We start from the raw sequence: 12,301 nt of genomic DNA on the forward strand, positions 1-12,301 counted from the left end.
GCCACGCCTCTAACCCTCCCCCGATGCGGACTTTCCCGGCGGTTCATCTCCGCCGAGACTTTCAAAAGCCTGCGCAATGGCGCGCGCCGCTTGCGCCAAATCGAGATCGCTTGCTTTCAGCGCCTCCATCGTCAGCGTGGCGCCGCCCCCCGCCAGCAACGCGTGAAGGATCAAAACAATGTCGGCGATGCGAGGCTGTTTCAACCGCGCCTGCAACGAGGACAGATCGCCCTGCCCAAGCTTCTCCTCGATGTCAGCAAGCGCGCCGAGAGTCAGACGCAGGGTTTTCTCCTCACCGTTGATCCTGATCGATACGTCGCCGCGCGGATGCGTCATGCTCAACTCTCCGGCGTAAAGGTCAGCGCGCCAGCGGATTCGAGCGCGAGCGCCATGGACGCTTCGCGGTCATGCTCTCCCGCATAATCGAGATTGGCGATCAGAAACGCGCCCTCGATGGTTCCGAAGCCGGGCACGATGATTTGCCAGTTGCGCGCTTGTGCTCCGAAGAATACGGCGCGCGTCTCTTCCGCCGCCGCATCATTGAGGAACACACCCGCGCCGGAAATAGACGCCTGGCGCACCCCCGCGCCGGCGAGCAATTCGCGCCAGCCGCCGGTCGACTGTGAATGCGTCACGTCAACGGTCTGCGCGTTGAGAGACAATGTCTTGGTGCGCAAACCGCCGATGACGGAAAAGGTTTCGGAGACTTCGCCGTCGCCGAGTTTCAACAGAAGGTCTTTGCCTTTTTGGGCGGGCATGGGTTGGCTCCTTTTACTGCGCCTGCGTCACCGCGCGGAAGCGCGCAACGCCCTGATAGGTTTCGCCGTCAGTGCGCCGGAACGCATCAGCGAAGACAAAACGAATATGAATGAGGTCATGGCCGGAGAGCGTCAGCGCCGCGTCATGCAGTGCGTCGTAAACCGAGGAGAGAATGCGCTTCACTTCACGCCGCCCGGCGTAACGGGAAAACACATAGAGCCGCAGATCATGCTCAAGCCCGCCGTTGACGCCTTTCCAGTCGCTGGCGCGCGCTTCGCCAAGAGTGAGATAAGGAAAGACCGCGTCCGGCGGCGGATCGTCGAAGATGCGCGCCGGGTCTCCCACCTCCGCCTTGATGGCGGCGTCTGAGGAAAGCGTCTGGTAGACCGCCTTTTGCAATTCCCATTGGGCGTTGGTCATGACAGAACCTCCTCGCAGATGAGCGTCAGGCGCCGGTCACGGCCGTCATCGCTCTCGATACTGACGGTCTCGAACATCACGCCCTCAAAAGTGAGACGTTGCCCCAGCGCGACCTCGGCGCTGAAACGGATGGTGACGGCGATGCGTTTCAGCCGGTTCGCGCGGTCGCCCGCAAAATCACGGGTCGAGGTCAATCGCTCCACCGAGGCCCAGACTTCCGATCCGGCGCCCCAGGAAAGGCTGGCGCCGCCGGCCTCGTCACTGGCGCGCGAGACATCGAGCAAGATGACTTTATGACGAAGGGCGCCGATCACAGACGCACCTCCCGGAACGGCGCCATCAGCGCGTCCACCGTCTGCGGGAAGGAATAGACGCGGCGCTCGCCCGCCGCCTCGCGATTTTCGTAGAAAGCCGCCGCGAGAATTTTCACCGCGAGTTTCAATTGTTCGGGAACCGCGTCGGCATTCGCATAGCCTGCGCTGAAATCGATCCGCACCCCGCCGACAGCGGGAACCGGCAGCGGCCAGGGCCCGGCGGGACGGATGCGCGGCGTTTTTCCGAGAACCGCGTCATATAAAGACGCCGCGACCGTTTGCGGCGCACCCTCCCCGTCGATCACCGCAACCGCGTCAAGCGCGGAGACCGGCGACAACGGTAGAAACAATGTTTCTTCAGGAGCCGCATCGAGCGTCAGCCGCCATTGTTGCGGCATCAGCGCGAGACCGCCGCGCGCCTCGACCGCGCGCACGGCGGCGACGAGAACGCCAGTGATCAGCGCGTCTTCATCGGAATGTGTGACGCGCAGATGCGCTTTCAAGTCAGCCAGTGTCACCGGCTCCGCCGCCGGCGGGGAAAGAAGAGTAAGGGACATAACGCAACGCGTCCTTTTTTGGTTTCTAGTCCAACTCTCTCCCCGCTCACCCCCGCGAAAGCGGGGATCCATGAAACACAGAACTGCTCTGTGCGTCTGGATTCCCGCTTTCGCGGGAATGAACGGAGAAAGGAATCGTCTTTAGCTCGCCGCGAATTTCAGGAATTTGAAAGCGTCGTAATCCTGAACGCCGCCGCCAACACGTTTGGTGGTGTAGAAGAGAACGTAAGGCTTCGACGAATAGGGATCGCGCAAGACGCGCACGCCGACGCGATCGACAATGAGATAACCACGGCGGAAATCGCCGAACGCAATCGAATGGGAGTCTGACGCAATGTCCGGCATGTCTTCGGCTTCCGTCACCGGATAACCCATGAGGCGCGCAGGCTCGCCCGGCTCGTCATTCGGCTGCCAGAGATAATTGCCTTCGCTATCCTTGAACTTACGAAGGGCGCCGACAACCGACCGATTCATGAGGAAACGCCCATTGGCGCGATAGGCTTGTTTCGGCGCATAGATAAGGTCGAGCAGCGCATCGGACGGATTGGACGCAGCGAAGGCGCCGTCCGCGCCCGACGGCAGATAGCCGATTTGCGTCGCGGTTTTCGAAGCGTCAGCGGCAATGGTGTAGGAAAGGATGCCCTTCGGCGCGGTCGTGCCGTTGCCGGAGATGAAAGCGGCGGACTCTTGCACCGCGAATTCCGTCTGCACTTCGTCGGCGAGCCATTGCTCGATATCGACGATGGCGTCATCGAGCAGCGTCTGCGACGCCGCCGGCATGGCGTAAAGCTCCATGGTGGGGAAGTCGATGGCCGTGAGCGTCGGCGCGGTCGTCGCCGTGCCGCGCGCCGTTGTTTCCGCAACCCAACCCGCCACAGCGTCGCCGTTGGAGACCGGCTTGCGGAAAACATTGCCGCCAATATCGCGCACGCTCGCAATCTGGCGGATCGGTGAAATGTCTTTCACCGCGGCGGTGATGAGCCGCTCCACTTCCTCCGGCGCGAGATAGCCGCCTTCCGAATCCGTACCGGCGTTTACCGATTTCGATTCAAGCGAGGCGACGGAGGTGGCGTCGCCGACGCGCATATAGCGCATGAACGCGGCTTTGCGTTCATCGGGCTCGATGATGGCGTTTGGCCGCGCGGCGGCGCCGATGCTTGGCCGACCCTGTTTCAGCGCCAGGCGGTCGACAGCGGCTTTTTGCTCGCTCACCGCATCGTTGATGCGTTCGATCTTCTCATTGAGGACGATGTCGTCGGCGCTTTTGGCTTCAAGCGCGGCGAGGCGTTCGTCATTGGCGTCTTTGAACGTTTCGAACGCGCTCAGGAACTCACGCATGGCGCCGCGAATTTCCGCATTAGGCGCTTCTGCTTTGGTCTCGATGGTCATTACTCGTTACTCCTATACTGACAATGATTGCGCCGCAGCCTTCGCGGCCTCGACGACGTGACGGGCGCCCGCCCCGCATGTGGGGGGAGGAAGAGCGGGCGCCCGCTTCCTGGTTCGCACTCCGGCAGGTGTGGGGGAGGATGGAATGCGAACCGATTGGGTGAAAAGTCGGGCGTAATCTTGCGCGTCATAGTCTTCGCGAACGGGACCGATGCGCGTGACCCGCGCGCCCGGCGCCATAGGGAAGGTCACAACAGACACTTCCCAGAGATCGGCTTGAAGAATGCGCCGCCCGGACGGAACGCGCATCGACCGCACGGTCTGATAGCCGATGGAAAGCCCGTCCATGGCGCCGCCTTCAATGAGCGCATGCACCTCGCGCGCGCGCGGCGACGACAAAATCAACTCGCCTTTGACAAACAGGCCGCGCGCATCCTCACGGAAGGACAGCCAACGCCCGATCGGCGCCTCCGCCGCGTGTTGATAGAGCAATGCAGGCTTCGTGTTCTTTTTCAGCGACTGCGCAAAGGCGCCCGGCGCGACGATGTCGCCATTCAAATCGGGAACATTGAAGATGGAGGCGTAGCCTTCAATCTCGGCGATGAGCTTATCCATCACTCGCCCTCCCTTTTCGTGTCGATCTTGTCTTCGATGCGGATCAGCGTGGCGGAGACGAACCGCACCTGTTCTTCAAGGCGCGCCGTGCGTTCGATGATTTGCGTGTTGTCGTCGGCGCGGCGCTCAAGTTGTGCGAGCCGCTCGGACGCCGCGTCCGCCCAGATCAGGCCGAGGCCCGTCTGCACGATCACTGCGGCGCCAATCGCCACCGTGACGCGCATCTCATAAGGTTTTTCGAGCGGCGCTTTGGGGAAGGAAACGCTATGCATCGCCGCCCTCCCTTGCCGGCAAGCCAAGCGCGCTGCGTTTTTCATCTTCACTGAGGAAATCCGCGCGGGAAACACGCATCCACATCGCATCGCGCTCCGCTGACAGGGCCTCAATATCCGTCGTCTGACAGATCACTTGCGCGTCCGGCCAGACCGGCGCGAACCAACCCGTCAGCGCGCTCGCGGTTTTCTTGACCAGCGGCAACACCGTCTGTTTCCAGAAAGCGAGATTGGCTTCTTTATAGTTGGAATAGGTGTTGTCGCCGGGAATGCCGAGCAGCATCGGAGGCACGCCAAAGGCCAGCGCGATCTCGCGCGCCGCGGCGTGTTTGGCCTCGATGAAATCCATGTCGGCGGGCGACAAAGACATGGATCGCCACTCAAGACCGCCATCGAGCACCAGCGGACGCCCTGCGTTCGCAGAACCCTGATAAGCGTCTTCCAATTCAGACTTCAGCCGGTCGAACTGATCGCCGGTGAGGTTTTCCGCGCCTTCCGGTCCCTTATAAACCAGCGCGCCTGACGGCCGCGCGGCATTGTCGAGCAATGACTTGTTCCAGGCCGACGCCGCGTTGTGCAAATCAACCGACGCGCTCGCCGCTTCCAAAGGCGACAACCCGTAATGATCGTTGGTCGGGTGAAACAGTTTCAGATGCAGGATCGGCGAGAGCGAACCATCATCCGGCTTTCTGAACGTCACCGAACGACCTGCGACGGAGTAATCATAGCCTTCAGCCCAGCCGGACTTGCCGGGCCGCACCTTCATCCGGTCAGGACGCAGCGCGTAAAGCTCGCGCGGGAGACCGTCGAGCGTGACGCCTTCGAGATAGGCGTTGCCGGCGGTTTGCAGGAAGCCATAAAAGCTCTCGAGCAATTCCGCGCCCGACTGTTCCGGATTGGGTTTCGCCAGCAGCGTTAACAGGGGATGGTCAGCCATCACGGCGCCCGCCTCCGCCACCCGCAGCGGCGCCGACGCCGTCGCCTCGGAAACCAGCCGGATACAGCGATAGGCGATAACATTGCGCTCATAACCGGCGCGCGCGAGCGACACATAATCGCGCGATGTCCAGACCGGCGCGCCGGTGCGGTGCAGCGCGATTAACGCTTTCGCCGCTGAGGCTTTTCGTTCCGGCGCTTTGCGCACGAAGATATTGGGAATGAAGGACATTAAGGATGTCTCCTAATTCAACTTCCGAACGCCGGGTTTGGGCGCCGGCTTCGACAACATGAGATCGGTGATGGCCCAGACGAGTGCGTCGAGACGGTCGGGACTTTTTGATCCCTCGCCTGTGAACGTCGTCATCTGGTCTTCGAGTTTTGAAAACGCGCCGACGTGACGAACGCGTCCTTGCTCGTAAAGCGCGGCGACCGGTTCGGCCCTCAGCTTTTTGCCGCGCGTTGCGTGCACCCCGCGCACCGGCGCCTGGCTGTCCACTTGCGCGATGACGGCTTTGGCCATGTCGCCGCCCTGATTAACCTCAACGACGATGCGGTCGGCGGAAAATTCGTGATAGGCGGCGGCGGTTCTCGACGCCCATTGCTGGGGGGAAAGTCCCGCCGCCGACCAGTCCGCGAGAACGAAGGCGGTTTTCACATCGCCGCAATAAGCGACGCCGGCGATGACGATGCCGCATTCGTCCGCGTTTTCGCCGCCCGTCGCAGGGGGATCGACAGCGACGACGATACGATCGAGCGGCGGTGCGGCGGAAATCCGCGACGCTTCGATCAGATTCCATGTCCACAAAGCGCCAGCCACATCGTCGACGATTTCGCCCATGAGTTCCTGACGCCCAAGCGCCGTGCCTTCATAAAGCGCCGCGATCTCGGTGAAGAATGCTTCCGATAGATGCGCGCGATTGTCGTAAGTCGAGGCGCGCACCGTTTCCGTTGTCGGCGAGGCAATCAATCGCTTGAGCAGCGCCATAGGGCGCGGTGTCGTCGTCACGATCTGGCGCGGCTTCTCACCGAGGCGCAATGCAAGCTGGAGGTTCGACCAGGTTTCCTCCGCATATCGCCATTTCGCAAACTCGTCGCTCCATGCGTTAGTGAACTGGTAGCCGCGAATGCCGTCCGGGTCTTCCGCCGAAAACGCGTAAGCAACGGCGCCGTCAGGCCAGACAAGACGTCGGCGCGAGGCTTCATATTGCGGAACTTCCCCGGAAGGGGACACCGCGCGAATGCCGGATGGTCCCTCGATCATGACTTCCCTCGCATCGGCGTATGTTTCCGCAACAAGCGCGATGGCGCCGCCCTTGTTGTCGTTTGCAATCTGGCGCACCCATTCGGCGCCAGCGCGGGTTTTCCCTGCCCCGCGGCCGCCAAGCAGGAGCCAGGTTGTCCAGTCGCCATCGGGCTCTTTTTGATGATCGAGCGCATTAGCGTCCCAGTCCTTGTCGTAATGCGCCCGGTGATATTCCTTCATCGCCTCGTCCCTCAGCCACGCGATCCTCTTCTTCAATGCGTTCAATCTGGCGCTCGAGCTTTCGCTTGAGGCCGCGGATGGCGTCGTCGGTGATTTGGGGCGGCGCGGCGCTGTCATGCGTTTCAAGTTCCTTTGCTTCGTCTTTCTTCATGCGTTCGGAAATTTGCGCCGCGCTCATCAGCGTACGCAGGGCGCGGGCGCCGCGATCGAAAATGTCGTCGTCATATTCGGTGAGCAGGGAGCGCGAACGGCGCATCACAAGTTTCTGGATGCGGCCCGCAAGCGCGTCCCAGCTATCGTCATCGGGCGTCTTATCCTGCGCGCCGGACGCTCCCGCTTCGGTGATGTCGATTTGGTTTTTCATCATGGAACGGATGATACGGCCGCTCTGGAAGTGGTGGATAACTATTCACCAAACCTCAAAAAACAGGCCTTTTTCATCACAAATGATGAATTTTGCAAGCAGGCGTTCGCGTTATTGGGGTAGGATTTTGAGAACGGATTTAGCGCTCTCTTACGATCCGGCTTTCCAGCAACTCATCCGTGATCTCAAGATCGTTTTCAGAAACGAGATCCGGCGAGACGGATATTTTCGCGCGCGTCACGCTGTTTGGATCGCCAGTGCGCAAGGGATGCCAGGTCGGCAGTTTCTTGCCTTCGGCGAGACGGCGATAGGCGCAGGTCGGCGGCATCCATTTCAGCGCGCCCACATTGTCCGGCGTTAACTGCACACAGTCGCTCACCTGTTTCATGCGATTGGCGTAATCGGTGCAGCGGCGGCGCGCCACATCGAACAGCTTGCAGGCGATGTCGGTCTCGAACACTTCGTCCGTGTCTTCATTGTGCAGGACATAGATGCAGCAGCGCCCGCAGCCGTCGCACAGGGACTCCCACTCCTCGTCGGTCATCTCGGAGAGCTTTTTCTTTTCCCAAAAGGGTTTTGGTTGCGCCATTCGTGTGTCCTAAACGCTCCGGCGCCCCGGCGCCAGCACCCTAGCGGTAGCACGAACCGCTTATTTCGAATTTTGTTGATATCGCGCTAGCAATCATTGAAAATGAAAATGTCGCCAAACAGGAACCGATGCGATCACGACACTTGACTTTCTGCAAGGCGGAGATCGCCTGGGGCGGCTGATCCGGGAAAAAGACTGGGCTGAGACGTCCCTCGGCGAGCCGACTGGCTGGCCTGATTCCCTTAAACTGAGCATCAGACTGATGCTCACGACGCAGCACCCGATGCTGATTTTCTGGGGTCCGGACCATCTTTGTTTTTACAATGACGCCTTCGCGCGATCCCTCGGGCCGGAGAAAGACCCGGCCGGCCTTGGCGCTCCGGCCAAGGTCATGTGGCGAGAAACCTGGGATGAGATCACCGGACCGCAAATTCAACATGTGATGAGCGGACGCGGCGCCACATGGCACGAAAACCAGCTCGTGCCGATCGACCGGCATGGGGTTCGCGATGAGGTTTACTGGACTTACAGCTTTAACCCCATCAACCACCCTGAAGCGCCGACTGGCGTCGGCGGCGTTCTGGTAATCTGTACAGAAACGACCCATCAGGTGAAATCCGAACAGCATGAGCGCGCTGAATCGGCGAGAGCCCATGTCAACTTAAAGGAAACGCATCATCGCGTAAAAAACAATCTCATGACCATCATGGCGATTGTCGGTCTGGAACGTCGCAAGCTTGATAATCCCGAGCTCCGGCAATCTCTCGACCGTATTCGCGCCCGTCTCGACAGCTTCGCCCAGCTTTATGAAATGATGCTGGTGGCGGATGATGAAGACGCCGTTGACGCCGGACAGTATATACGCCGTTTATGCGAAAAGCTTAGCGAAATCACCATGAGCGGTTCTACAACGAAAGTTGATTGCCGCGTACAGACCATCAGTGTGTATCTGAATCCGGATGACGCTATCTCCCTTGGCGCTATCGCGGTTGAGCTCACCAGCAACGCCGTCACCCATGCTTTTCAGGACCGGAATTCGGGCGTAATTGACGTTAGGCTGTTGCGTGATGGCGATGATTTCTCCCTTATTATTTGCGACGATGGCATTGGCGACAATGAACGAGCGCATGAACAATCATCGTCCTCCACCGGCATCGGCATGGAATTGGTGAAGCATTACGCACAATCCCTGGACGGATCGCTCACAACTGAAGCAAGTGAGAGCGGCACCACAGTGACGCTGCGGTTTCCGGCGTCAAGAGAAGTCGCCGCCACATAATCCCCTGCGCAGCGCAGCATTTTCCCGCCTATTGTTTCCGCGCTGGCAATGGCCCTACACTCCTCACCACAAAAACAGGAGGGGGCTCCATATGATCCGTTATCTGAAAATCATTCTTGTCGTGTTTGTCGGGCTTCAGGGCCTCACCTACGCCGCCGGAAACATCATCAACTGGGAGGAAGCGAAAGGCTTTGTCGGCTATGTTTTATCGCTTGAGGGTCACGAGGTTTATCCCAATGACCTCGCACCGGCGATCACCAGTCCGGCGCTGGTCACGCTTACATTGATGGTCATTGTCACATGCGAATTTCTGGTGGGCGCGGTGTCGATGATCGGCGCACTGAAAATGCTCGGCGCGGCCGGAAAGCCCGCCGATCAGTTCAATGCCTCCAAGAGTTTCGCTATTTTGGGGTGCGGCATCGGCGTCGCCCTGTGGTTCGGCTTGTTCACCGTTGTAGGCGGCGGCATTCTCGGCATGTGGCAGACGCCGCTTGGCGACGGGTCCATGGACGGCGCCTTCATCTATTTCATGTCGAGCGGGCTGGTGATGGTGTTCGTGAATATGAAGGACGATTAGGCGCCCCTCACCCGATACGCACACCGTCTTGCGCCGGCGAGGATATGTTCTTCGCGGGTGACGGTCGCGCCCTTGCCTAACACGTCGGAGAAAACTTTAAGCTCACCCGCGCAAAGCCCGGTGCACACCTTTGCCGCTGAACAGATCGGGCAATGGTTTTCGATCAAGAGCCAGTCGCGCCCGTCTTTTTTGGCTTCCGCCATATAGCCTTCATCGGAGCGCGCCTTGGCGAGTTTCTTCACGCGCTCGCCCAGCGTCTTCGCCCCGGATAATTTTTCGCCATAGGCTTCGCGCTGCATGTCGCCATGTTTTTTGATGAACTTCTGCAACCCTTCTGCGCCGAACAGCTCCTCGACCGACTGGATCATCTCCACCGCCAGGGACTGATGCGCATCAGGAAAAACCCGCGCTGACGCCGCCGTCAGCGACCAGTATTTCACCGGGCGCCCGCGCCCCTTTGCTTGCGACCTTGGCTCAACAAGCCCCTCCTCCTCCAACGCGTAAAGCTGCAGCCGCGCCGCCATGGGCGTGAGCGACAACGCCGGACCGATGTCGGACGCGCAAAGCTCTCCCTCGCGTTTCAGCATGTCGAGGATGGCCGCGCGGGTAGCGCCGGTCTCGCCTGAGGCCGCTGTGTTTTTTGACTTATCGGCTTTCTTGATGGGCGTATTCGATATTTTGCTCATGCCCTATTTATAAAAGTTCTTGCTTTCAAAAACAAGGGTCATTATTGAAAGCCTATTCTTTCATAAATAAGGGAGACGACAATGACGAAAGAACTGGAGAAACCTGAAGCCAAGCCGGTCACGGCGCCGCGCATCGAACATGTGAACCTCATCGTTACGGCCATTGACCCGACGGTGAAATTCCTGACCGCCGCCTTCCCCCACTGGGCGATCCGCGGCGAAGGCGGCGGCGAGTGGGCGGGAATTCCGCGCCGCTGGGTGCATGTGGGCGATGACGCCAATTACCTCACCCTAAATGAGTTCCACCTGCCGACGGCCGCGCGCGGGCGTCACCGAGAATTGCAGAGCTCAGAGCCCGGTCTTGCCCATATCGGTTTTGAAGTCGCCGATCTCGACGAGGTCGTGCGCCAGCTTAAAGACGCCGGCCATGAGCCCGATCATCTCGGCGAGACCCATCCGCACCGGCGCAATCTCTATTACATCGACGCCGAGGGGCTCGAGTTCGAATTCGTTGAATATTCCAGCCGCGTTCCGGCGGAAAAAAATCTCTATCAATAGGAGGCGGCGATAAACACGACGATCCTTCGAGACGAAGATTTTCCTTCATCCTGAGGGCGGCAAAGCCGCGTCTCGAAGGACGAAGGAAAATTTTCTCCTCAGGATGAAGGGGCGTGTAAGCGATATTTTTCTGGAAAATTAGAAATGGTGACTGATATGACCAAACACATGCATGATGGCGGCGATCTCGCCGAAGCCCTGCGCCGCGTGATGGAGCGCAAAGGCAAATGACTATTCTCTCCATTCTCGGATCGAGCCGCGCTGACGGAGATACAGCGCGGCTCCTTAGCGCCGTCCTCGCACATCTTCCGGGTACAGAGCGGGTTGATCTCGGAACATTGCGGATCGGCCCCTATTCCTACAGCCACGCAAACGCCGATGACGATTTCCTGCCGCTTGCGCAGGCCATGCTGAAAGCGCAGGCGATCGTGCTCGCCAGTCCGGTTTACTGGTACACGATGAGCGCACAGATGAAGCTGTTCTTCGACCGCCTCTCGGACCTCACCGATCCGCCCTATAAAACCATCGGCAAACAGCTTGCAGGCAAGACGCTCTTCGTCGTCGCGACCGGCTCCGATCCGAAACCACCCGAGTCTTTCGTTCATCCCTTTGAAGACAGTGCAGGCTATTTCAACATGCAATGGGGCGGCGTGTTTTATCGCCCCGGCGCGCCAGCGCTCAGTGATGAACATGAACGCGCCGCCCATGCGTTCGCGAGCGACATCGCCGCTGCGCGCTGACGGGCGCCTGCCCTGCATCTATCTTTTTTCCGGCGCGAAATCGCCTCAATCGCGATGAATGCTGTTCCCTGGTCAGGCGCGAAGGCGCCTGTCACTGGGGGAGATACAGATGGCCATCAGCCGTCAATTCATAGTGCGTCCGGCGCGTTTCCAGGGCTTTTTTCGCCTCAACCGCAATTTCGCACCCCCCTGTGATCTACATCACTCACGCCCGGCCCCCGCCGGGCGTAGCGTCAGCCTATCAACAGGGGGCATCCTATGAACTGGCTCATTCCACTTTCCGCAACGCAAACGGTTCTGCTGGCCGCGCTTGGTCTTAAAGTCGTCGCCATCGACATGCGCACAGACGATATCGCCGAAGCCGTCAAGGCCCAGCCATCGCAACTCCAGACGCAAGCCGATCCCGCCGCGCTGTCATGGGACAATGCTCGTAGCGCCTCTTTAAGCGGCGAGGAAATGCGCAACATCCTGCGCGAAGAGATCGCCGCGCTCGAAACACTGGCGCGCGCCACATCCGCGCCAGCGCAGCCCGTCAAACCGCAACACACGCCGAAGCAAATCAAAACCGCCGCGACGGCTGTGGATCGCGAGATCAATTATTTCAGAAGCCGCGGCGCCATCGACGAAGTCGAAATGGCGAGCCTGCAGGCGAAGATAGCAAAATTACCTCTGGCCGAACGGCGCGCCGCGCTTTCGAGCCTCACCAAAGCCATGAGCAAGGGTGAAATCGACGGCTGGATGTAATGACACCGGAACCTAA

The 12,301-nt window shown here is 59.8% G+C and carries 18 protein-coding genes; 5 read left to right on the plus strand and 13 right to left on the minus strand.

Annotated elements, in window-relative coordinates:
• Window positions 1-9: 9 nt before the first annotated feature.
• The 12 genes from ACFOOP_RS19055 to ACFOOP_RS19110 form a co-directional block, all read right to left on the minus strand.
• Window positions 10-336, minus strand: a complete 327-nt coding sequence (locus tag ACFOOP_RS19055) for a gene transfer agent family protein (protein ID WP_379882753.1) — start codon at window positions 334-336, stop codon at window positions 10-12.
• A gap of 2 nt (window positions 337-338) precedes the next feature.
• Window positions 339-758, minus strand: a complete 420-nt coding sequence (locus tag ACFOOP_RS19060) for a phage major tail protein, TP901-1 family (protein WP_379882754.1) — start codon at window positions 756-758, stop codon at window positions 339-341.
• 13 nt (window positions 759-771) lie between these two features.
• Complete coding sequence (locus ACFOOP_RS19065) at window positions 772-1,179, minus strand: DUF3168 domain-containing protein (protein WP_379882755.1); 408 nt, start codon at window positions 1,177-1,179, stop codon at window positions 772-774.
• Entirely contained in the window at window positions 1,176-1,493 is a 318-nt protein-coding gene (locus tag ACFOOP_RS19070) for a head-tail adaptor protein (protein WP_379882756.1), read from the minus strand. The genes ACFOOP_RS19065 and ACFOOP_RS19070 overlap by 4 nt, the downstream gene beginning before the upstream one ends.
• A complete protein-coding gene (locus ACFOOP_RS19075) occupies window positions 1,490-2,050 on the minus strand; it encodes a head-tail connector protein (RefSeq protein WP_379882757.1) in 561 nt (186 codons plus the stop codon). Before ACFOOP_RS19075 ends, ACFOOP_RS19070 begins: the two co-directional genes overlap by 4 nt.
• Before the next feature lie 141 nt (window positions 2,051-2,191).
• Window positions 2,192-3,439: a phage major capsid protein gene (locus ACFOOP_RS19080; RefSeq protein WP_379882758.1), complete on the minus strand. Its 1,248-nt coding sequence runs from the start codon at window positions 3,437-3,439 to the stop codon at window positions 2,192-2,194.
• Between the two features lie 12 nt (window positions 3,440-3,451).
• Window positions 3,452-4,054, minus strand: coding sequence for an HK97 family phage prohead protease (locus ACFOOP_RS19085; protein WP_379882759.1), 603 nt, complete (start codon window positions 4,052-4,054; stop codon window positions 3,452-3,454).
• On the minus strand, window positions 4,054-4,326 hold the full coding sequence (locus ACFOOP_RS19090; protein WP_379882761.1) for a hypothetical protein: 273 nt from the start codon (window positions 4,324-4,326) through the stop codon (window positions 4,054-4,056). Before ACFOOP_RS19090 ends, ACFOOP_RS19085 begins: the two co-directional genes overlap by 1 nt.
• On the minus strand, window positions 4,319-5,494 hold the full coding sequence (locus ACFOOP_RS19095; RefSeq protein ID WP_379882762.1) for a phage portal protein: 1,176 nt from the start codon (window positions 5,492-5,494) through the stop codon (window positions 4,319-4,321). Before ACFOOP_RS19095 ends, ACFOOP_RS19090 begins: the two co-directional genes overlap by 8 nt.
• A gap of 12 nt (window positions 5,495-5,506) precedes the next feature.
• On the minus strand, window positions 5,507-6,748 hold the full coding sequence (locus ACFOOP_RS19100; protein WP_379882763.1) for a DNA-packaging protein: 1,242 nt from the start codon (window positions 6,746-6,748) through the stop codon (window positions 5,507-5,509).
• Window positions 6,702-7,115, minus strand: a complete 414-nt coding sequence (locus tag ACFOOP_RS19105; protein ID WP_379882764.1) for a hypothetical protein — start codon at window positions 7,113-7,115, stop codon at window positions 6,702-6,704. The genes ACFOOP_RS19100 and ACFOOP_RS19105 overlap by 47 nt, the downstream gene beginning before the upstream one ends.
• Before the next feature lie 136 nt (window positions 7,116-7,251).
• Window positions 7,252-7,701 carry a YcgN family cysteine cluster protein gene (locus tag ACFOOP_RS19110; RefSeq protein WP_379882765.1) on the minus strand — a complete coding sequence of 150 codons (450 nt, stop codon included), beginning with the start codon at window positions 7,699-7,701 and terminating at the stop codon, window positions 7,252-7,254.
• Window positions 7,702-7,963: 262 nt separating this feature from the next.
• Between ACFOOP_RS19110 and ACFOOP_RS19115 the strand changes: the two genes are divergently transcribed.
• Both ACFOOP_RS19115 and ACFOOP_RS19120 read left to right on the plus strand, forming a co-directional pair.
• Complete coding sequence (locus ACFOOP_RS19115; RefSeq protein ID WP_379882766.1) at window positions 7,964-8,980, plus strand: sensor histidine kinase; 1,017 nt, start codon at window positions 7,964-7,966, stop codon at window positions 8,978-8,980.
• 91 nt (window positions 8,981-9,071) lie between these two features.
• Window positions 9,072-9,557, plus strand: a complete 486-nt coding sequence (locus ACFOOP_RS19120; RefSeq protein ID WP_379882767.1) for a DUF2165 family protein — start codon at window positions 9,072-9,074, stop codon at window positions 9,555-9,557.
• Here ACFOOP_RS19120 and ACFOOP_RS19125 read toward each other — a convergent pair.
• The gene (locus tag ACFOOP_RS19125) at window positions 9,554-10,243 is read right to left on the minus strand and encodes a helix-turn-helix transcriptional regulator (protein WP_379882769.1); all 690 of its coding nucleotides are present in this window, start codon (window positions 10,241-10,243) and stop codon (window positions 9,554-9,556) included. The two genes, ACFOOP_RS19120 and ACFOOP_RS19125, sit on opposite strands and share 4 nt — an antisense overlap.
• An 81-nt stretch (window positions 10,244-10,324) precedes the next feature.
• Here ACFOOP_RS19125 and ACFOOP_RS19130 point away from each other — a divergent pair, with 81 nt between their 5' ends.
• The 3 genes from ACFOOP_RS19130 to ACFOOP_RS19140 all read left to right on the plus strand — a co-directional run bounded on the left by ACFOOP_RS19130 (window position 10,325) and on the right by ACFOOP_RS19140 (window position 12,285).
• Window positions 10,325-10,801: a VOC family protein gene (locus tag ACFOOP_RS19130; RefSeq protein ID WP_379882770.1), complete on the plus strand. Its 477-nt coding sequence runs from the start codon at window positions 10,325-10,327 to the stop codon at window positions 10,799-10,801.
• Between the two features lie 227 nt (window positions 10,802-11,028).
• Window positions 11,029-11,541: a flavodoxin family protein gene (locus ACFOOP_RS19135; protein WP_379882771.1), complete on the plus strand. Its 513-nt coding sequence runs from the start codon at window positions 11,029-11,031 to the stop codon at window positions 11,539-11,541.
• A 258-nt stretch (window positions 11,542-11,799) separates the two neighbouring features.
• The gene (locus ACFOOP_RS19140; RefSeq protein WP_379882772.1) at window positions 11,800-12,285 is read left to right on the plus strand and encodes a hypothetical protein; all 486 of its coding nucleotides are present in this window, start codon (window positions 11,800-11,802) and stop codon (window positions 12,283-12,285) included.
• Window positions 12,286-12,301: the final 16 nt, after the last annotated feature.

Origin of the sequence: Hyphococcus aureus (assembly GCF_042643165.1) — a bacterium.
GTDB lineage: Bacteria > Pseudomonadota > Alphaproteobacteria > Caulobacterales > Parvularculaceae > Hyphococcus > Hyphococcus aureus.

Coding starts and splice junctions, on each gene's coding strand:
- ACFOOP_RS19090 (WP_379882761.1), bottom strand. CDS start 4,326: ATGCATAGCGTTTCCTTCCCCAAAGCGCCGCTCGAAAAACCTTATGAG.
- ACFOOP_RS19140 (WP_379882772.1), top strand. CDS start 11,800: ATGAACTGGCTCATTCCACTTTCCGCAACGCAAACGGTTCTGCTGGCC.
- ACFOOP_RS19110 (WP_379882765.1), bottom strand. CDS start 7,701: ATGGCGCAACCAAAACCCTTTTGGGAAAAGAAAAAGCTCTCCGAGATG.
- ACFOOP_RS19100 (WP_379882763.1), bottom strand. CDS start 6,748: ATGAAGGAATATCACCGGGCGCATTACGACAAGGACTGGGACGCTAAT.
- ACFOOP_RS19120 (WP_379882767.1), top strand. CDS start 9,072: ATGATCCGTTATCTGAAAATCATTCTTGTCGTGTTTGTCGGGCTTCAG.
- ACFOOP_RS19060 (WP_379882754.1), bottom strand. CDS start 758: ATGCCCGCCCAAAAAGGCAAAGACCTTCTGTTGAAACTCGGCGACGGC.
- ACFOOP_RS19095 (WP_379882762.1), bottom strand. CDS start 5,494: ATGTCCTTCATTCCCAATATCTTCGTGCGCAAAGCGCCGGAACGAAAA.
- ACFOOP_RS19105 (WP_379882764.1), bottom strand. CDS start 7,115: ATGATGAAAAACCAAATCGACATCACCGAAGCGGGAGCGTCCGGCGCG.
- ACFOOP_RS19065 (WP_379882755.1), bottom strand. CDS start 1,179: ATGACCAACGCCCAATGGGAATTGCAAAAGGCGGTCTACCAGACGCTT.
- ACFOOP_RS19055 (WP_379882753.1), bottom strand. CDS start 336: ATGACGCATCCGCGCGGCGACGTATCGATCAGGATCAACGGTGAGGAG.
- ACFOOP_RS19075 (WP_379882757.1), bottom strand. CDS start 2,050: ATGTCCCTTACTCTTCTTTCCCCGCCGGCGGCGGAGCCGGTGACACTG.
- ACFOOP_RS19080 (WP_379882758.1), bottom strand. CDS start 3,439: ATGACCATCGAGACCAAAGCAGAAGCGCCTAATGCGGAAATTCGCGGC.
- ACFOOP_RS19115 (WP_379882766.1), top strand. CDS start 7,964: ATGCTCACGACGCAGCACCCGATGCTGATTTTCTGGGGTCCGGACCAT.
- ACFOOP_RS19135 (WP_379882771.1), top strand. CDS start 11,029: ATGACTATTCTCTCCATTCTCGGATCGAGCCGCGCTGACGGAGATACA.
- ACFOOP_RS19085 (WP_379882759.1), bottom strand. CDS start 4,054: ATGGATAAGCTCATCGCCGAGATTGAAGGCTACGCCTCCATCTTCAAT.
- ACFOOP_RS19125 (WP_379882769.1), bottom strand. CDS start 10,243: ATGAGCAAAATATCGAATACGCCCATCAAGAAAGCCGATAAGTCAAAA.
- ACFOOP_RS19130 (WP_379882770.1), top strand. CDS start 10,325: ATGACGAAAGAACTGGAGAAACCTGAAGCCAAGCCGGTCACGGCGCCG.